General features: G+C 71.3%; 17 protein-coding genes. 12 read left to right on the forward strand and 5 right to left on the reverse strand.

The window, feature by feature from the left end; all coding sequences use genetic code 11:
• The first annotated feature begins 4 nt into the window (after positions 1 to 4).
• The 3 genes from ACZ7CH_RS13265 (at position 5) to ACZ7CH_RS13275 (ending at position 4,005) form a co-directional block, all read left to right on the forward strand.
• Positions 5 to 2,176 (forward strand): serine/threonine-protein kinase, encoded by a 2,172-nt coding sequence (locus tag ACZ7CH_RS13265; protein ID WP_458432299.1) that lies wholly within the window; start codon positions 5 to 7, stop codon positions 2,174 to 2,176.
• Entirely contained in the window at positions 2,176 to 3,144 is a 969-nt protein-coding gene (locus ACZ7CH_RS13270; protein ID WP_360394701.1) for a PP2C family protein-serine/threonine phosphatase, read from the forward strand. The genes ACZ7CH_RS13265 and ACZ7CH_RS13270 overlap by 1 nt, the downstream gene beginning before the upstream one ends.
• An 84-nt stretch (positions 3,145 to 3,228) precedes the next feature.
• Positions 3,229 to 4,005, forward strand: a complete 777-nt coding sequence (locus tag ACZ7CH_RS13275) for an alpha/beta hydrolase (protein ID WP_470373956.1) — start codon at positions 3,229 to 3,231, stop codon at positions 4,003 to 4,005.
• Here ACZ7CH_RS13275 and ACZ7CH_RS13280 read toward each other — a convergent pair.
• The gene (locus ACZ7CH_RS13280; RefSeq protein WP_470373957.1) at positions 4,002 to 4,346 is read right to left on the reverse strand and encodes a YybH family protein; all 345 of its coding nucleotides are present in this window, start codon (positions 4,344 to 4,346) and stop codon (positions 4,002 to 4,004) included. The genes ACZ7CH_RS13275 and ACZ7CH_RS13280 overlap by 4 nt on opposite strands.
• 39 nt (positions 4,347 to 4,385) lie before the next feature.
• Here ACZ7CH_RS13280 and ACZ7CH_RS13285 point away from each other — a divergent pair, with 39 nt between their 5' ends.
• Positions 4,386 to 4,751, forward strand: a complete 366-nt coding sequence (locus tag ACZ7CH_RS13285) for a winged helix-turn-helix transcriptional regulator (RefSeq protein WP_470373958.1) — start codon at positions 4,386 to 4,388, stop codon at positions 4,749 to 4,751.
• Between the two features lie 237 nt (positions 4,752 to 4,988).
• Positions 4,989 to 5,351 (forward strand): hypothetical protein, encoded by a 363-nt coding sequence (locus ACZ7CH_RS13290; RefSeq protein ID WP_470373959.1) that lies wholly within the window; start codon positions 4,989 to 4,991, stop codon positions 5,349 to 5,351.
• Positions 5,352 to 5,454: 103 nt separating this feature from the next.
• Here ACZ7CH_RS13290 and hrpA read toward each other — a convergent pair whose 3' ends face one another.
• Entirely contained in the window at positions 5,455 to 9,336 is a 3,882-nt protein-coding gene (gene hrpA / locus ACZ7CH_RS13295; RefSeq protein ID WP_470373960.1) for an ATP-dependent RNA helicase HrpA, read from the reverse strand.
• A 531-nt stretch (positions 9,337 to 9,867) separates the two neighbouring features.
• On the opposite strand from hrpA, the gene ACZ7CH_RS13300 reads away from it, so the two are divergent.
• Positions 9,868 to 10,194, forward strand: coding sequence for a hypothetical protein (locus ACZ7CH_RS13300; RefSeq protein WP_470373961.1), 327 nt, complete (start codon positions 9,868 to 9,870; stop codon positions 10,192 to 10,194).
• Here ACZ7CH_RS13300 and add read toward each other — a convergent pair.
• On the reverse strand, positions 10,161 to 11,135 hold the full coding sequence (add, locus tag ACZ7CH_RS13305; protein ID WP_470373962.1) for an adenosine deaminase: 975 nt from the start codon (positions 11,133 to 11,135) through the stop codon (positions 10,161 to 10,163). The genes ACZ7CH_RS13300 and add overlap by 34 nt on opposite strands.
• Positions 11,136 to 11,247: 112 nt before the next feature.
• Here add and ACZ7CH_RS13310 point away from each other — a divergent pair, with 112 nt between their 5' ends.
• The 4 genes from ACZ7CH_RS13310 to ACZ7CH_RS13325 all read left to right on the forward strand — a co-directional run bounded on the left by ACZ7CH_RS13310 (position 11,248) and on the right by ACZ7CH_RS13325 (position 16,037).
• Complete coding sequence (locus ACZ7CH_RS13310; protein ID WP_360394724.1) at positions 11,248 to 11,628, forward strand: DUF4180 domain-containing protein; 381 nt, start codon at positions 11,248 to 11,250, stop codon at positions 11,626 to 11,628.
• Between the two features lie 349 nt (positions 11,629 to 11,977).
• On the forward strand, positions 11,978 to 13,030 hold the full coding sequence (locus tag ACZ7CH_RS13315) for a threonine aldolase family protein (RefSeq protein WP_470373963.1): 1,053 nt from the start codon (positions 11,978 to 11,980) through the stop codon (positions 13,028 to 13,030).
• Entirely contained in the window at positions 13,027 to 14,145 is a 1,119-nt protein-coding gene (locus tag ACZ7CH_RS13320) for a site-specific integrase (protein ID WP_470369225.1), read from the forward strand. The genes ACZ7CH_RS13315 and ACZ7CH_RS13320 overlap by 4 nt, the downstream gene beginning before the upstream one ends.
• Positions 14,146 to 14,510: 365 nt before the next feature.
• Positions 14,511 to 16,037 (forward strand): M4 family metallopeptidase, encoded by a 1,527-nt coding sequence (locus tag ACZ7CH_RS13325; protein WP_470369224.1) that lies wholly within the window; start codon positions 14,511 to 14,513, stop codon positions 16,035 to 16,037.
• A gap of 71 nt (positions 16,038 to 16,108) precedes the next feature.
• Here the strand turns inward: ACZ7CH_RS13325 and ACZ7CH_RS13330 are convergent, their stop codons facing one another.
• Entirely contained in the window at positions 16,109 to 16,570 is a 462-nt protein-coding gene (locus ACZ7CH_RS13330) for a YybH family protein (RefSeq protein WP_360394733.1), read from the reverse strand.
• A gap of 106 nt (positions 16,571 to 16,676) precedes the next feature.
• Between ACZ7CH_RS13330 and ACZ7CH_RS13335 the strand changes: the two genes are divergently transcribed.
• Both ACZ7CH_RS13335 and ACZ7CH_RS13340 read left to right on the forward strand, forming a co-directional pair.
• Positions 16,677 to 17,051 carry a YciI family protein gene (locus ACZ7CH_RS13335; protein ID WP_360394736.1) on the forward strand — a complete coding sequence of 125 codons (375 nt, stop codon included), beginning with the start codon at positions 16,677 to 16,679 and terminating at the stop codon, positions 17,049 to 17,051.
• Entirely contained in the window at positions 17,048 to 18,229 is a 1,182-nt protein-coding gene (locus ACZ7CH_RS13340; RefSeq protein ID WP_470373964.1) for an RNA polymerase sigma factor, read from the forward strand. Before ACZ7CH_RS13335 ends, ACZ7CH_RS13340 begins: the two co-directional genes overlap by 4 nt.
• Here ACZ7CH_RS13340 and ACZ7CH_RS13345 read toward each other — a convergent pair.
• Complete coding sequence (locus ACZ7CH_RS13345; protein ID WP_458432311.1) at positions 18,201 to 18,893, reverse strand: histidine phosphatase family protein; 693 nt, start codon at positions 18,891 to 18,893, stop codon at positions 18,201 to 18,203. The two genes, ACZ7CH_RS13340 and ACZ7CH_RS13345, sit on opposite strands and share 29 nt — an antisense overlap.

The following is an 18,893-nucleotide window of genomic DNA, read 5'->3' on the forward strand; positions in this document are numbered from 1 at the left end:
CGTGATGAGCGAGGACCTGGACCTGCCCGTCACCGGACCGGCGACGGCACCCGCGGAGCGCGGCACGGGACCCGCGACCTCCCCCGCCACGTCACCGGGGACGGCGCCGTGGTCGGTGTCGCAGCCGGCGGCGACGGGGTCGGGGCGGGCGCGGCGCACCTCGGTGCGCTCGATGAGCCGGGGCCGGCTGGGCGCGGGGCTGGTGGAGGTGCCGCGGGTGCCCTACCGGGACCCGACGACCGCGGTGCTGGCTGCCCCGGAGGTGCCGGAGGCGAAGCGGTTCTGCTCCCGCTGCGGCAAGAAGGTCGGGCGCACGCGGGAGGGCAGCCCCGGCCGGGTGGAGGGGTTCTGCCCGCAGTGCGGGCACCGCTACTCGTTCACGCCCAAGCTCGCACCCGGTGAGGTGCTGCACGACCAGTACGAGGTGCTGGGGTGCCTGGCGCACGGCGGCCTGGGCTGGTTGTACCTGGCGCTGGACCACGCGGTGAGCGACCGGTGGGTGGTGCTCAAGGGCCTGCTGGACTCCGGCGACGCCGACGCGATGGCGGCGGCGCTGGCGGAGCGGCGGTTCCTCGCCGAGGTCGAGCACCCCAACATCGTGAAGATCCACAACTTCATCCGGCACGCCGACCGGGAGACCGGCGGTTTGGTCGACTACATCGTGATGGAGTACGTCGGCGGCGAGTCGATCAAGGAGATGATCACCAGCCGGCGGCGGGAGGGCCGCGGGGACGAGGCACTGCCGCTGGCGCAGGCGATCGCCTACGTGCTGGAGATCCTGCCCGCACTGGGCTACCTGCACGGGGTGGGACTGCTGTACTGCGACTTCAAACCGGACAACATGATCCACACCGAGGAGCAGCTCAAGCTGATCGACCTGGGCGCGGTGCGGCGCATCGACGACCACCACTCCCCCATCTACGGCACGATCGGCTACCAGGCACCGGAGATCGGCACGATCGGCCCGTCGGTGTTCTCCGACATCTACACGGTCGGGCGGGCGCTGGCGGTGATGTGCTTCCCGTTCGACTTCCGCGGCACGTGCAAGGACCGGCTGCCCACCCCGCAGGAGCAGCCGCTGCTGGCGCGGTTCTCGTCGTTCCACCGGCTGCTGCTGCGCGCGACGCACCCGAACCCGGAGCTGCGCTTCGCCAGTGCCGAGGACATGGCCGAGCAGCTGACCGGTGTGCTGCGCGAGGTGCTGGCGATCGAGGACGGCGTGCCGCGGCCGGGCATGTCCAAGCAGTTCACCCCCGAACGCCGCCGCTTCGGCGTGGAGGGCGGCCTGGACCTGGTCGAGGCGGCGCTGGCGTTGCCGGCACCGAGCGTGAGCACCTCGGACGCGGCGGCCTCGTGGCTGGCCACGGCGGCGACGTCGGACCCGGCGGGGCTGCGCAAGGCACCGGAGTACACCGTCGAGGTGCGGCTGCGGATCGTGCGGGTGCTGATCGAGTCCGGTGACACCGCGGCGGCGCTGCGGGAGCTGGAGTCGCTGACGGTGCCGCCGCTGTTCGACGAACCGGACGTGGACCCCGAGGACTGGCGGCCGGACTGGTACCGGGGCCTGGCGGCCTTGCGCGACGGCCGCGCCGACGAGGCGCTGGGGTTCTTCGACGCCGTGTGCTCCGCACTGCCGGGTGAGGCGGCACCGAAGCTGGCGCTGGGGGTGTGCGCGGAGGCGACCGGGGACCTGGAGTCGGCGACGTGCTGGTACGAGCTGGTGTGGCGCACCGACCACGCGCACGTGTCGGCGGCGTTCGGACTGGCGCGGGTGCTGCTCGCGTGCGGTGACCGCGCGCGAGCGGTGCAGGTGCTGCTGTCGGTGCCCGACACCTCCTCCCAGCACCTGGCCGCCCAGATCCTCGCGGTGCGCGCGCAGCTCGGCGACTGCGCCGCGGAGGACCTCGTCGCGGCCGGGGAACGGTTGCGGGCCTTGGACATCGACCTCCACTCGCGCACACAGCTCGCGGCCGAGCTGCTGGAGGCGGCGTTCGACTACGTGACCCGCAATCACGCCGCCGAGGGCAGGGTGCTGGACTGTGCACTCTCCGAACACGAGCTTCGGCTGGGTCTCGAGCGGCGCTACCGCACGCTGGCCCGGTTCGCGGCCACGCCGGAGGAACGGATCGCATTGGTGGACCGCGCGAACGCGGTAAGGCCTAGGACGTTGGTTTGATGGACACCCTGAAGTGCCCGGACTGCTTCGCACCGATCGCCGCGGAGGACCGGTTCTGCGAGGCGTGCGGGCGCAACCTGCTGGTGCGGCGCACGCCGATCGGCGGACCGACCGGTCCCGCGCAGGCCTCGTGCATCCTGTGCGGATCACCCGACATCGACGACGAGGACTACTGCACCCAGTGCGGCCGGCACCAGCCGTCGGCGCGGGACCGGGTGGAGTACGCGCTGGGCGCGGTGTCGGGGGTGAGCGACCGGGGCAAGCGGCGGGCCCGCAACGAGGACTCGATGGCGTTCGGCCAGGTCGCGGGCGCCGGTGTGGCCGCGGTGGTGTGCGACGGGGTGGCGTCGTCCGAACGCGCGGAGCAGGCCTCGCAGGCCGCGGCCGACGCGGCGGTCGACGTGCTGCTCAACGCGTTGATCGAGGCCGCGGACGCCGAGCAGGCCATGGTGGACGCGGTGGCGGCGGCGTGCCTGGCGGTGGAGCAGCTGGTGGAGACCGACCCGGTCGAGGCCGGTGGCCGCGGTGTGGCGCCCTCGTGCACGTTCGTCTCGGCGGTGGTGACGCCCTCGGCGGTGACCATCGGCTGGGTGGGCGACTCGCGGGCCTACTGGCTTGCGCAGGAGGGCTCCCGGCAGCTGACCGCGGACGACACGTGGGCGGCGCAGCTGGTGGCCGAGGGGGTGCTGACCGAGGAGCAGGCCCGCACCGACCGGCGCGCGCACGTGCTGTCGCGGTGGATCGGCGCGGACGCGGGCCCGGTGGTGCCGCAGGTGGTGACGTTGCGGCCGAGCACGCCGGGGACGTTCCTGCTGTGCTCGGACGGCCTGCACAACTACCGGCCGCTGCCGGAGGACCTGCAGCCGCTGCTGCCGTGCGGGCCGGAGGACTTCGTGAAGGTGGCGCTGGACGCGGGCGGGCACGACAACATCACGGTGGTGCTGGTGCCGTTCGTGCCCGGCGACTGACCGGGGTGGTCGTCGTGGCGCGGGTTCGTCACCCCGGTGTTCGCGCAGGTCGCGAACACCGACCTTTGCTGCTGAGATGAGCGGGTGCGCGGGGCGGTGTTGATCTCGGCGGCGGTGGTTGTCACCATCGTCGCCGTGGTCTTCGCGTTCCAGCGCAAGCTGGTCTACTTCCCGTCCCCCGGTCCGCTGCCGTCCGCCGAGGAGGTCCTGCCCGGTGGGCGGGACGTGCGGCTGGTGACGGCGGACAGCCTGCTGCTCGACGGCTGGCACTTCGAGACCCGTGACGCCCCGGCGACGGTGGTGGTGTTCCCGGGCAACGGCGGCAACCGGCTGGGCCGGGTGCCGCTGGCGCGGGCGCTGGTCGACGCGGGGGTGTCGGTGCTGCTGTTCGACTACCGCGGCTACGGCGGCAACCCGGGCACGCCCTCGGAGGAGGGCCTGGCGATGGACGCCCGCGCCGCCTTGGACCTGGTCGACGGGCCGGTCGTCTACTTCGGCGAGTCGCTGGGGGCGGCGGTGGCGGTGGAGCTCGCGACCTGGCGGGCACCGGCGGGGCTGGTGCTGCGCTCACCGTTCGCGTCGCTGGCCGAGGTGGGCTCGCACCACTACCCGTTCCTGCCGGTGAGGATGTTGTTGCAGGACAAGTACCCGGTGGTCGAGCGGGTGGCCGGGCTGGACGTGCCGGCGGTGGTGCTGCTGGGGACGGTGGACTCGGTGGTGCCGCCGGCGCAGAGCCGGGCGGTGGCCGCGGCGGCACGGGCACGGCTGGTCGAGGTGGCGGGCGCGGACCACAACGACGAGGTGCTGCTCTCGGGCCGCGAGGTGGTGGACGCGGTCGTGTCGGTCACGCCACGCGGCTAGGCCCTGGTGCCGAACGGGTTGTCGATCACGTACCGCCACCGCCCGTCGGCGCCGAGGCGGGCGACGTCGGTGGCGGTGCCGGTGACGTCACCGATGGCCCAGTCCACGACGAGCAGCGCGATTCCGTCGTGGGCGTAGACGTGGCGCGGTGTGACGGTGATCGGCAGGCCGGTGTCGAGGAACTCCTGGTTGGCGGCGCGCCGGTCGCTGCCGGTGACGGCGTGGCCGGGCCGGGGCACGAACAGGGCGCCGGGTTCGTAGACCGCGTCGACGGCGCCGGCGTCGCGGGAGTTGAACGCGGCGGCGAACGCGTGGGCGACACTGGCGGGGTGGATGCTCATGGGCTCAGCGTGGCGAACGCCGACGTGGGTCACCAAACGGTGACCTGGGACGAGGAGCTGGTGCCGACCGAGCGGGGCCGGACGGTGGCGCCGTCGGCGGCGTGCCCGGTGGAGGTGGCGCTGGCGGCGGTCAGCGGCCGGTGGGCGACGCTGGTGCTGCGCGACCTGATGGGCGGGCCGCGGTCGTTCAGCGGGTTGCGCGCGGGGTTGCCGCAGCTCAGCGCGAAGGTGCTGACCGAGCGGCTGGACGGGCTGGTGGCGCAGGGGCTGGTGCGCCGCGACCGCTCCCCCGGTTTCCCCGCCCGCACCGAGTACGCGCTGACCGGCGCCGGTGTGGCGCTGCGGCCGTTGCTGCTGGAGCTCTACCGCACCGGTGAACGGCTGCTGGGCGTCGCCGACCGGTGAGATCGCCTGGTCGGCTGCCGCTGCGGCGGGGTCCGGACTGATCGCCGGGGCGGACCCCCGATGGCAGGCCAAGTGCTCGCGGCGGTGCTCGCCGCCGGTCGACCGAGCACCTCTTTCGGGTGGTCGAAGGCTCGAAATCGCACCCCGGCTGCGTCAAGGCTGGCACATTGGTCAGTTGCAGGAGCGGGTGAACGCACCACAGCCATGGATGCGTGAAGGTGACACGGGGGTGTCGAGATGAGATCCGTCAAAGCCATTTTCGGAACGGCTGTGCTCATGGCCGCGGCGTTGAGCGCGACCCTCACGAACACCGCGGCGGCGGTCGACGGGTGCGTTCGCACTGACCCCCATCCCAACTCCGGCACCGTGTACTGGGTCCACGTGATCAACGCCTGCAACTACACGCTCTACAACGTCGACGCCCACGTGTACAACGGTCCCGCCGGGATCGACAAGCGCAGCGGATACCGCGCCAACCTCAAACCGGGCGGCTGGTTCGAGCTCGCCGGCGCCTGGAAGGCGCCGGCGGGGTCGTGGACCTGCGGAGAACTGTGGGGCCCCGACGCGAAACACTGGGGGACCGACTGCGTGCGGATGTGACACGGCCTACCGCGTCCACCGGCAACGCTTCGACACCGGTCCGGTCGCGGCTGACCCGGAACCCGCAGTTCAGCCGCGGGCTTGCCCGGCTTCCACGAAGGTCTCACAGCGGTACGGCGTCGAGTGCCTTGTAGATGCGCTTGTCGCTGACGGTGTAGCGGGTGCCGATGGTCTGCGCGAAGTACGACAGCCGCAGTTCCTCGATCATCCAGCGGATCTCGTCGAGCTCGGGTGCGGGTTCGTCGGCGGGGCTCTGGGCGCGCAGCTCCCGGTACTCGGCGTGGACCTGGTGGACCTTGGCGGTCCATTCGAGGTCGCGGCGCGGGTTCTCGGGCAGCTTCTCGACGCGCCGGCTGATGCCCTTGAGGTAACGCACGAGGTCCGGCAACCGGTCGTAGCCGGTGTCGGTCACGAAACCCTTGTACACCAACGAGTTGAGCTGCCCGCGGATGTCGTTGACCGAGTCAGGGGCGCCCTTGAGGCCGGAGAGCTTGAGCTCGGCCTCGTGGGCGGCTTCGAGGACCTTGCGGACCTCCTGCACGGTGACCCAGGTGGTGTCGGTGAGCGCGGCCTGCACCTTCTTCAGCTGCGCGGCGTAGGCCTTGGCGTCCCAGGCGGGCTCGCCCATGAGCCGGTCGACGGCGGCGGTGATGCAGTCCGACAGCAGGTTCGCGACGCCGCCGTGGGGGTTGCGGGTCAACGCGAGCTTGGAGGCGTTGTCGAGGTGGCGCTGCAGGTGCTTGACCGGTGAGTTGACGCCCAGCAGCAACAGCCTGCGCACCCCGCGGCGGTGGGCGTGGGCCTGGCGGCCGGGGGTGTCGAGGACCTTCACGGCGACGCTGTCACCGCGGTCGACCAGCGCCGGGTAGGCGGTGACGGTGATGCCGGACTGGCGTTGCTCGATGGTGCGGGGCAGGGCGTCGAAGTCCCAGGTCGTGAGCCCGGTGCGTTCGAGGTGCCCGGCGGCCTGCGACAGCGACTCGCGGACCTCGGCGCGCAGCTGGGTCTTCAGCGCGGCGATGTCCTTGCCCTCGGCGAGGGTGCGGTTGTGCTCGTCGACGACCTGGAAGGTGAGCTTGAGGTGGTCGGGGACGGCGTCGAGCTGCCAGTCCTCGCGGTGCACGGTGACACCGGTGAGGGCTTTGAGCTCGCGTTCGACCCCGGCCAGCAGGCTGGTGTCGGCGGGGTCGATGCGGGCGAGCACGGCGGTGGCGACGTCGGGGACGGGCACGAAGTTGCGGCGGATCTGCTTGGGCAGCGACCGGATGAGGGCGACGACGAGGTCGTGGCGCAGGCCGGGGATCTGCCAGGAGAACGCGTCGTCGTCCAGGGTCGTGAGCGCCGGCAGCGGCAGCTGGACGGTGACGCCGTCCTTCTTGGCGCCGGGTTCGAAGTGGTAGCTCAGCGGCAGGGTGAGCTCGCCTTGGCGCCACTGGTCGGGGTAGGCGTCGGGGCGGACGTCGGCGCGGTCGTTGACCAGCATGTCCTTGGTGAAGGTGAGGAGGTTCTTGTCCTTCTGCTTCTTCCACCAGGTGTCGAAGTGCCGTGCGGAGACGACGTCGGCGCCGACGCGGTGTTCGTAGAACTCGTAGAGGGTTTCCTCGTCCACGACGATGTCGCGGCGCCGGGCCCGGTTCTCCAGCTCCCCGACCTCCTCCAGCAGGGCGCGGTTGGTGTGGAAGAACCGGTGGTGGGTGGTCCACTCGCCCTGCACGAGGGCGTGGCGGATGAACAGCTCCCGCGACAGCCCGGGGTCGATGCGCCCGTAGTTGACCTTGCGGCCGGCGACGATCGGCACCCCGTAGAGGGTGACCTTCTCCAATGCGACGACGGAGCCGCGTTTGGCTTCCCAGTGCGGTTCGGAGTAGGTGCGTTTGACGACGTGCTCGCCGAGGCGTTCGGCCCACTCGGGTTCGATCTTGGCGACGATGCGGCCCCACAGCCGGCTGGTCTCGACGAGCTCGGCGGCCATCACCCACTGGGGTGGTTTCTTCGCGAGGGCGCTGCCGGGGAAGATCGCGAACTTGGCGTTGCGGGCGCCGAGGAACTCGGTCAGGGGACGGCGTTTCTCACCGGGTGCCTGCTTTTTGAGGACGTCTTTGACGCCGATGTGGCTGAGCAGCCCGGACAGCAGCGCGATGTGGATGTTGCGCGGGTCGCCGGGCTGGTCGTTGAGGGTCATGCCGATCTGCTTGGCGACCTGGCGCAGCTGCAGGTAGATGTCCTGCCATTCGCGCACGCGCAGGTAGTTGAGGAACTCGGCCTTGCAGCGCTTGCGGAACTGGTTGCCCGACAGTTCCTTCTGCTGCTCCTTGAGGTAGCGCCACAGGTTGAGGAAGCTGACGAAGTCGGAGTCGGCGTCGACGAACCGGGCGTGCTGCTGGGTGGCGGCTTCCTGGGCGTCGGCGGGCCGTTCGCGGGGGTCCTGGATGGACAGCGCGGCGGCGATGATCATGACTTCTTTGAGGCAGCCGGTGGTGTCGGCCTCCAGGACCATGCGGCCCAGGCGGGGGTCGACGGGCAGGGCGGCGAGCTTGCGGCCGGTGGGGGTGAGCTTCTGCTCCCCCGCCCCCTTCTGCCCGGTGCTGATGGCGCCGAGCTCCTGCAGCAGGCCGATGCCGTCGTTGATGTTGCGGCTGTCAGGCGGGTCGATGAAGGGGAACTTCGCGACGTCACCGAGGCCGATGTTGGTCATCTGCAGGATGACGCTGGCGAGGTTGGTGCGCAGGATCTCCGCGTCGGTGAACTCGGGGCGGGCCTCGAAGTCCTCCTCGGAGTACAGGCGGATGCAGATGCCCTCGCTGACGCGGCCGCAGCGACCCTTGCGCTGGTTGGCCGACGCCTGGCTGATGGGTTCGATGGGCAGGCGCTGGACCTTGAGGCGGTGGCTGTAGCGGGAGATGCGGGCGGTGCCGGGGTCGATGACGTACTTGATGCCCGGCACGGTGAGGCTGGTCTCGGCGACGTTGGTGGCGAGCACGACGCGGCGGCCGGTGTGGCGCTGGAACACCCGGTGCTGCTCGCCGACGGACAGCCTCGCGTAGAGCGGCAGGATCTCGGTGTTGCGCAGGTCCTCTGCTTTGAGGGCGTCGGCGGTGTCGCGGATCTCGCGTTCACCGGACAGGAACACCAGGACGTCGCCGGGGCCTTCCGCCTGCAGCTCGTGGACGGCGTTGATGATGCCCTGGGTCTGGTCGTCGTCCTCCTCCAGCGGCCGGTAGCGGGTCTCGACGGGGTAGGTGCGGCCGGAGACCTCGATGATCGGCGCGTCGCCGAAGTGGGCGCTGAAGCGCTGCGGGTCGATGGTGGCGGAGGTGATGACGACCTTGAGGTCGGGGCGGCGCGGCAGCAGCTGCTTGAGGTAGCCGAGCAGGAAGTCGACGTTGAGGCTGCGTTCGTGGGCCTCGTCGATGATGATCGTGTCGTAGCGGCTCAGCGTCCGGTCGGTCTGGATCTCGGCGAGCAGGATGCCGTCGGTCATGAGCTTGACCAGCGTGTCGTCGCCGGACTGGTCGGTGAAGCGGACCTTGTAGCCGATGGTGTCGCCCAGCGTGGTGCCCAGCTCCTCGGCGACGCGTTCGGCGACGGTGCGGGCGGCGATGCGGCGGGGCTGGGTGTGGCCGATCTGGCCGGTGATGCCGCGGCCGAGCTCCAGGCAGATCTTGGGCAGCTGGGTGGTCTTGCCGGACCCGGTCTCACCGGCGACGATCACGACCTGGTGGGCCGCGATGAGGTCCTTGATCTCGTCCTTGTGCCGGCTGACCGGCAGCTCGTCGGGGTAGCTGATCGGGGGGACGGACTCCCTGCGCAGCGCGACCTTGACGGCGGCCTCGTCGATCAGGCCGGCGATCTCCTCGGTGATCTTGCGGCGCGCCAGGGGGTCTGTGACCTTGCGTGCGCCGTCGAGGCGCCTGGCGAGCCGGCGTTGATCACGCGGCATGAGCTCGGGCAGGCGTTTGTGCAGTTCAGCGAGCGGGGTGTCCATTTGGGCTCAAGGATAGTCAGGAGGGTGCGAATCCCTCGCGTCAATAACCGGGTGGGCTGGCTCACCGGCACCGCCCCCTCACCGCTTCGGGTGCTTTGCGGGGCTTCTGACCTGCGGTGACGCAAAATTGTCAGACCCCCTCGCTAGCGTGCTCGGCATGGACCTGAACCCGTTCGGGGCCCTGGCCGCCGGCCAGGCCGCCCGCCCGCCGTCGGCTCCCGCGCTGAGCCCGCGGCCGGTGCCGTTCGGTGGTGCGCGGGCCGCGGAGCCGGGAGCGGACCCGATCGTGGCGTTGTCGGTGGTGCCCGGTTCGGGGCGGTTATCGCACGGGCAACCGGTCGCGGCCGGGCCGGGTGTTGCGCGGCAGGCGCTGCTCCCGGGCCTGGGTTCGGGCTGCTCACGGCCGTCGCCGGACGGCCGGCGGGGGCCGGGACGCGCCGGCGGTCGGTGGTTCTCATCCGGTCCGCGGAGGATCTCGCGAGGGACTGCGCTGGGTGCGCTGTCGGGTGTGGTGTTCGGGAAGGTGGCGTGATGGACGTCCCGTTCGACGTGGTGGTGTGGCGGGCGCCGGGTCCGGCGTCGTTCGCGGAGGCGGCGGCCCGGTACGCGGAGCTGCGGGCCTCGCTGCTGGGGGCGTTCGACCCGGCGGTGGCGGCGTTCGTGCGGGAGCTGCGCCAGACCGCACCGGACCCGGCGGTTCCGGCCCGGTGGGACGAGGCGCTGACGGTGGGCACGGACGCGGTGATCGTGCACGTGGTGTGGCCGCAGTGGCGGCGGGTGGTGGAGCTGGTGGGGTTGCTGGCGGCCAAGCACGGGCTGGTGTGCTACGAGCCGTCGCGCCAGGCGGCGATGTCGTGACGCAGCCGCGCTTTCACCCGCGGCGGCGCGAAGGAGGCGTCGACGGCGGTGAGGGCGAAGGAGGCCATGCGGGTGTCGGTGAAGCCGAAGGTGGCGCGCACCCGTGAGTACTCCTCGGTCAGGGTGGTGCCGGTCGAGGCGGGGATGTCGGTGTTGAGCGTGACGGTCAGCCCGGCGTCGAGCAGGTGTGGCAGCGGATGAGAGGAGAGCGAGTCGACCAGTCCCAGCGCGACGTTGGACGAGGGACACACTTCGAGCGGGACGGCGCGGTCGCGCAGCAGTGAGACGACCCCGGGGTCGTCGAGTGCGCGGATGCCGTGACCGATCCGGTCGGCCAGCCCGGCGGTGACCGCGTCGGCGACACTCGGTGCTCCGCACGTCTCCCCGGCGTGGTGCACGAGCCCGATCCCGGCCTCCCGCGCGGCGCGGAACACGGGGGTGAACGGGGTGAGCGGGTGGTCTTCGGCCCCGGCGACCCCGATCGCGACGACCTGCGGGTGCCTGCGCGCGAGCCGCAGCGAGTCCTCGAAGCGCTGTACCGACCGCCTTCTCGGGTGGTCCACGATCACACGGCATTCGATGCCGTGGGCGGTCTGTCCTGCGGCGAGCCCGGCGATCACCGCCTCGAGCGGCATGTCCGGATCACCGAGTCGTTCCCCGTGGCCTGCCGCGGTGAACGTGACCTCGGCGTAGCGGGTCCCCTGCGCTGCTTCCTCGGCGCAGAACTCGTAGGCGATCCGGTGGAAGTCGCCGGGCTCCCGCAGGCAGTCCCGTACCGCGCCGTTGTGCGCGGCGAACGGCCCGAACCCGTCGAAGACCCCGGTGTGGGCGGGCACCCGCACCCCGTGCCGGTCGGCGAGCTCGGCGAGCGTGCCGGGGCGGACGGTGCTTTCCAGGTGCACGTGCAGGTGGGCCTTGGGCAACGTCGCAAGATCACGCATGGCCGTGACCCTAGAGAGCCGCACCGGTGCGGCGCCTGCCCATTTCCGCAGCTCACCTCCGCGGGCGAAATGCGCGCGACGGCGGCCGCGGGCGGCCGCTACTTTGCTGCGCATGTCGGATGTTGTGGGGACGCGCCACGGCGCGACGGTCCTGATGTGCTCGCCGGACGGCCCGCTGATCGGTGACGAGCAGTCCGCTGTGGACCTGATCGGCACGTTGTGGGGCCAGGACGTGGCGTGGATCGCGCTGCCGGTGGCGCGCCTGCCGGAGGACTTCTTCCGGTTGCGCACACGGGTGGCGGGCGCGGTGGTGCAGAAGTTCCAGCAGTACGGGTTCGGGGTGGCGGTCGTCGGGGACATCAGCGGGTACGTGGCGCAGAGCACGGCGTTGCGGGACTTCGTCTTCGAGTCCAACCAGGGCCGGCAGCTGTGGTTCGTGGCGGACGAGGCGGAGCTGGACGAGCGGTTCTCGGCACTGGCCGGCCGCGCCTGACCCCCACCTGGGTGTGCCCGGCCGCCTGACCGCCGGGCGCTCGACCGCGTGGCTGCTTCGGGTGCCCGGAACCTCCAGGCACCCGACCGTGGCCGGTCACCTGGCGTTCACCGGACACTCGGCGCTCGCCGCACACGCGGCCGTCGCCGTGTGCCTGATCGTCCCGTGTGCCTGTCCGGCGTCGCGCCCCTTGTCCGTCGCCATCCCCCGACCGCCGTCGCGGTGCGCTTGCCGCTCTCGAGTGCGTCCTGCTTCCGAGTACCTGCCGTTTCCGGGCGCCGCGTTCCGCAGCCGTACCACCGCCGTGCGGGCGCTGTTGCAGGCCACTGGCGAGACCTAGGCTCGGGTGGTGGAGATCCGCCGGTCGTTGTCGATGCACGCCAGTCCGCGCCGTTCGCCGTTCGAGGTGTTGCGGCGGCTGTCCGAAAGCGGCCTGATCGCCCCGGACACCACACCGGAGGAGCCGGTCGCGCGGCTGGAGGAGCGTGTGGCGGGGTTGCTGGGCAAGCCGGGGGCGTTGTTCTTCCCGTCGGGGACGATGGCGCAGCAGACGGCGTTGCGGGTGCACGCGGAGACCAGTGGCCGGCGTGCGTTCGCGGGGCATCCGCAGACGCATCTGCAGGTGTGGGAGAACCAGGGGTACAGCGCGGTGCACGGGTTGCGGTTCCACCCGGTGGGTGACCGCAACGCGCTGATGGGGTTGCCGCAGCTGCGGGCGGTGGGTGAGCCGTTGGCGGCGGTGGTGTTCGAGCTGCCGCAGCGCGATCTGGGTGGTGTGCTGCCCGCGTGGGAGGACCTGCGGGAGCAGACGCGGTGGGTGCGGGAGCAGGGGGCGGCGGCGCACTGCGACGGGGCGCGGTTGTGGGAGGCGCAGACCGGTTACGAGGCGTCGCTGGCGCAGGTCGCGGACCTGTTCGACACGGTGTACGTGTCGCTCTACAAGGGTCTGGAGGGTGCGCGGGGCGCGGTGCTGGCCGGGGACGAGGTGACGATCGCGCACGCGGCGGTGTGGCGGCGGCGGCTGGGCGGGGCGATCGCGGACGCGTGGCCGTTGGCGGTGCTGGGGTTGCTGGGGCTGGATGAGGTGCTGCCGCGGATGGCGGAGTTCCGCGACCACGCGCGGGCGCTGGCGAAGGCGATCAACGACGACGGGTTCGCCCGCACCCACCCGGTGGTGCCGCAGACGCCGATGTTCCACGTCCACCTGCCGATGTCCCCGGCCGACGCCGAACGCGCGGCGCAGGCCCTGGCGGAGGAGACGGGGGTGAAGCTGTTGCTGTACACGCGGTCGAACCCGGATCCGGGGCGGAGCAGCTTCGAGGTCGGGGTGGGGATCGGGGCGCTGGAGCTGTCGCCGCGGGAGGTCGCGGAGTTGATCAGAGGGCTACCATCGCGGGTGTGAGCCTGCCGGAGCCGGTGAAGAGCGCGCTGGTGCGGGTGTCGCACTCGGTGCTGGTGGACGGTGAGGCGCTGGCGGCGGTGCGGGCGCGGTTCGACGACGAGCAGGCGGCGTCGCTGGCGAGCTATCTGCGCAACGCCCAGTCGCCGAACACGGTGCGCGCGTACCGGTCGGACTGGGTGGGGTGGGCGGGGTGGTGCGCGGCGGAGGGCCGGCAGGCGTTGCCCGCGGATCCGCTGGACGTGGCGGTGTACCTGGCGGCGGCGGCGGACGCGGTGCGCGAGGACGGGTCGCCGGCGTTCGGGGCCTCGACGCTGGAGCGCAAGTCGGCGGCGATCTCGGCGGTGCACGCGGCGAACGGGTTGCCCAGTCCGACGCGCAGTGACGTGGTGCGGTTGACGTTGCGCGGTATCCGCCGCTCGCGCAAGGCGCAGCCGCGGCGCAAGCGGCCGGTGCTGCTGGACACGCTGGAGGCGTTGCTGGCCGAGCGGCCGGCGCAGGGTCCGGCGCGGGCGCGGGACGCGGTGCTGCTGCTGGTGGGGTTCGCGGGGGCGTTGCGGCGCAGTGAGCTGGCGGCGATCGAGTTCGAGGACGTGGCGGTGGACGTGGATCCGCGCACGCACGAGCCGTTGCTGCTGATCGCGCTGGGGACGACGAAGACCGACCAGACCGGCAAGCACCAGCAGACGGTGGTGCTGCCGCGTGGCAGCAGGCGGCCGACGTGCCCGGTGTGCGCGTTCGCGGACTGGGCCGATGTGCTGGAGGGCCGCGAGCCGCGGGACTCGGGTCTGCACCGCTGTCACGGCTACCGGGGCACCACGCGCACGGGGCCGGTGTTCCCGGTGGTCAACCGGCACGGCGGCATCGGGGAGAAGGCGATGTCGGGGCGTGCGGTGGCGGAGCTGGTGAAGCGGTACGCGGTGCGGGCGGGGCTGGACCCGGAGCTGTTCGGGGGGCATTCGCTGCGGGCGGGGTTCGCGACGCAGGCGGCGCTGGGCGGGGCGAGCGACCGGGAGATCATGCGGCAGGGCCGGTGGACGAACCCGCGCACGGTGCACCGCTACATCCGCACGGCGAACCCGTTGGAGGACAACGCGGTCACCCGTCTGGGCCTGTGAATTCGTGACCCAGATCTCAGTGAATCGCGTTAACTGTAAACAAGATCCCCGCCGGTAGGGCTGCACCGGCCGGCGCAGCGCGCTGCGCCGTCGGCAGGAGTGCCGCCGGGTGTTTCCGTCGCGTTTCCACATTGGTTGAGCTGTGGTTTTGGTCCAGCATTCGGACAAATCCCGATCTCGTGACCAGCACCGCAGGTCAATTCATGAAGCAATCTCGGATTCTGGGAGTGGATGGTTCCCTGCACTCTGCGCAATACGATCGCCACGCCCGGTCATCGAGACGAAGGTCGGGCTGTTCCACGGTGCCCGGTCCGGCACCCCTGTAACGCCGGAACGGGCTCCCCCTGCGTGTGAACAGGAGTCCCATGAAGCGCATCAGCCTGGGCATCACCACCGCCCTCGTATCAGCGGTGGCGTTCGCCGCCGCCGGTACCGCGGGAGCCGGCGCGGCACCACAGCCGGTCAACCCGTTGCTCGCCAAGTCCGAAGCACTGCACGCGGCAGCCGAGCAGGCGGGGACGATCTCCTCCGCCCTCGGCCTGTCCGGCGGTGAACGGCTCGTGCCCCGCGACGTCGTGCGCGACGCCGACGGCACCGCCCACATCCGCTACGACCGCACCCTGGGCGGCCTGAAGGTCATCGGCGGCGACCTGGTCGTCGCTCAGAAAGCCGGACAGGTCACCGGGGTGACCAAGGCGTCGCAGGCCTCCCTCGCCGGCCTCGACACCACCGCCGTCACCACCGCACGTTCCGACGCCACGCTGGTGGTGTTCGCCCTCGACCACGCCCCCGTGCTGGCGTGGGAGCAGGTCACCCACTCGGTCAAGGACGACCAGACCCCGAGTGAGCTGCACACCTTCACCGACGCCCGCACCGGGCAGACGCTGCTCAGCTACGACGGCGTGCACGACGTCGAGGGCACCGGCCAGTCGACCTTCAGCGGCACCGTCGCGCTCAACACCACCCAGTCGGGGACGACGTTCCAGCTCAAGGACCCGGCGCGCGGCAACCAGTCCGTGAACAACCTCAACAACACCTCCGGCACCGGCACGCTGTTCACCGACGCCGACAACAAGTGGGGCAACGGCACCTACACCGACAAGGCCACCGCCGGTGTCGACGCCGCCTACGGCGCCGCCCAGACGTGGGACTACTACAAGAACGTCCACGGCCGCAGCGGCATCAAGAACAACGGTGTGGGCGCGCTGAGCAAGGTCCACTACGGCAACAACTACAGCAACGCGTTCTGGACGGACTCGTGCTTCTGCATGACCTACGGCGACGGCGCCCAGAACCGCAACCCGCTGACCTCGATCGACGTGGCCGCGCACGAGATGTCGCACGGCGTCACCTCGGCCACCGCGGGCCTGGTGTACTCCGGTGAGTCCGGCGGCCTCAACGAGGCCACCAGCGACATCTTCGGGTCCACCACGGAGTTCCACGCGGCCAACGCCGCCGACGCCGGTGACTACCTGATCGGCGAGAAGATCAACATCCGCGGTGACGGCAAGCCGTTGCGCTACATGGACAAGCCCTCCAAGGACGGCAGGAGCCTGGACTACTGGTCGTCCTCGGCGGGCAGCGTCGACGTGCACTACTCCTCGGGCATCGCCAACCACTTCTTCTACCTGCTGTCCGAGGGCAGCGGCGCGAAGACGATCAACGGTGTCGCCTACGACTCCCCCACCGTCGACAACCAGCCCGTCACCGGCATCAGCCGCGCCAAGGCCGAGAAGATCTGGTACCGGGCGCTGACCACCAAGTTCACCTCCAGCACCAAGTACGCCGCCGCCCGCACCGGCACCCTCGCCGCCGCGGCCGACCTGTACGGCGCCTCGTCGCCGGAGTACGCGGCGGTCAACCGGGCCTGGGCCGCGGTGAACGTCAAGTAGAGACCCGCCGGAAAGAAGACCGGGGCCCGGACCGCTTCCCCCTGCACGGTCCGGGCCCCGGCCTACATCCACTAGGGCGTCTCCCGCGGCTCCAGATCGGTCGCCGCGAGGAACGACCCGTCCATGTGGAACGGCACCGACTGGTGCTCGTGGACCACCAGCCACCGCCCCTCCCGCCGGCGCAGGCCCACGGTGACGCGCATCCACATCGAGAACCCCTCCGGGTAGCCGACCGGGACCGCCGCCAGCCGCGCCAGACCGTGCGCGAACGCCACATCACCCGACACCGCGACCCGCAGATCCCGGTGCTCCAGCGTGATCGGCCCGCTGAACCCGGCCATCCACCCCGCCAGCGCCTCCGGGTCACGCGCGTCCAGACCCGTGTTGCGCAACGGCGGCGCCAGCGTGCACGTCACCGCGTCCCGCGCGTACCGGGCGACGATCCGTTCCGGGGACCGCAACCTCATGCCCTGCTCGTGCTCGGTGAACACCGCGCGAACCGCGGTCTCCTCCCGCACCGACGTCGTGGTCATCTCCCACACCTCCCTCTCGACTGACACACCGGTGTCGAGACACGCCCCGCGGATTCGACATGGCGGTGAGAAGATCTCTCGCCAGCCAGCCGAGCGGAGGCCGGAAGTGAAGTACCTGATCCTGATCTACAGCAACCCGAAGTCGCGGGCGGCCTGGGAGAAGCTGACCGACGAGCAGCAGAGGCAGTTCGGCCAGGCCCACTACGACCTCACCGACACGCTGCGCGCCTCCGGTGAGCTGGTCGTCAGCGAAGGCCTGCCCGGACCCGAGACCGGCAAGGGCGTCAGCATCCGCGGCGGCGAGGTCGTCGTCACCGACGGGCCCTTCGCCGAGGCCAAGGAGTACCTCGCCGGGTTCTACCTGGTCGAAGCCGACACGATCGACCAGGTCATCGCCCACGCCGCCACGTTGCCCGACGCCCACAACGACGGCATCGAGGTCCGCCCGGTGTGGGACAGGTCCACGCTGGACGACCTGTGACCACACCCCCGGTCGAGGGCCTGCTGCGTGAGCTCGCGCCGCAGGTCCTCGGCGTGCTCGTACGCCGCCACGGCCAGTTCGACGTGTGCGAGGACGCCGTGCAGGAAGCCCTGCTGCAAGCCGCGCAGCAATGGCCGGCCGACGGGCTGCCGGACAACCCCAAGGGCTGGCTCATCACCGCGGCGAGCCGCCGGTGGATCGAGCAGTACCGGGCAGACCTCGCCCGCCGGGCACGGGAGGACAAGGTCGCCGCCCTGACCCCACCGCCCGCGGACCCGGCGCCGGCCCGCGACGACACGCTCACCATCCTCGCGATGTGCTGCCACGAAAGCCTCACCACGGCCTCGCAGATCGCCCTGACACTGCGCGCGGTGGGCGGCCTCACGACAGCGGAGATCGCCAGGGCGTTCCTCGTACCCGAAGCCACCGTGGCACAGCGCATCAGCCGGGCCAAGCAGAAGATCAAACAGGCCGGGGCCACGTTCCGGCCGCCCACCGACCTCACCGCCGTCCTGCACGTGCTCTACCTGGTCTTCACCGAAGGCTCCACCGCCAGCTCCGGCGACACCCTCGTCCGCGTCGACCTCACCGCCGAAGCCCTCCGCCTCACCCGCCGGCTGCACCACACCCGCCCCGACGACGGCGAACTCACCGGACTGCTCGCGCTGATGCTGCTCACCGACGCCCGCAGACCCGCCCGCACCACCGAACACGGCGACCTGGTCCCGCTGGCCGAACAGAACCGCGGCCTGTGGGACACCGACGCCATCGACCAAGGCACCCGGCTCATCCGGCACGCCCTGCGCACCACCCAGATCGGCCCCTACCAGCTGCAAGCCGCCATCGCCGCCGTCCACGCCGACGCGACCACCGCCGACGACACCGACTGGCCCGAGATCCTCGGCCTCTACGACTTGCTCACCGCACTGGCACCCGGCCCCATGGTCGCCCTCAACCGCATCGTCGCCCTCGCCATGGTCCACGGCCCCGACCGGGCCCTCGCCGAGCTGTCCACACTGGACCTCGACCACCACCGCGTCCACGCCGTCAAAGCACACCTGCTCGACCTGCGCGGAGACCACCACCACGCCCGCGAAGAGTACGACAAAGCCGCCACACTCACGCTGAACGCCCAGGAACAGCGCTACCTCAAGCTCCGGTCGCGCCACCCACGGTAGCGTCCGACGACGGCTCCTCCTGCGGCGGCGCCTTCGGCACCACACCCGCCAGATCCCCACCGTTGTCGTTCACCCGCAACACGAACGGCCGCGTCTGCGTGTACTGCACCACCGACACCGAACACGGATCCACCACAATCCGCTGGAACCCGTCCAAGTGCACACCCAGCGCATCCGCCAACACCGACTTGATCACATCACCGTGCGAGCACAACACCCACACCGCACCCGGACCGTGCTCCTCGGCGATCCGCGCATCATGCGCCCGCACCGCGGCCACCGCACGCGCCTGCACGTGCGCCAACCCCTCACCCTCCGGGAACACCGCCGCCGACGGGTGCTGCTGCACCACCGTCCACAACGGCTCGCTCAACAGGTCCTTGAGCGCCTTGCCGGTCCACGCTCCGTAATCCACCTCGGACACGTCCGGCTCCGCGACCGCCTCCAGCTCCCGGTCCGCCAGCAACGGCGCCAACGTCTCCTCACACCGCTGCAACGGCGACGACACCACCGCAGCCACCGGGATGTCCCTCAACCGGGCGACGAGAGCCGCGGCCTGCGCCTGCCCCCGCTCGTCCAAACCCACACCCAACATCCGCCCGGCGAGCACACCGGAACCGTTGGCGGTCGAACGAGCATGTCGAAGCAGGATCACCGTGGCCAC

The sequence above is a fragment of the Lentzea sp. NPDC037011 genome, from assembly GCF_055607425.1.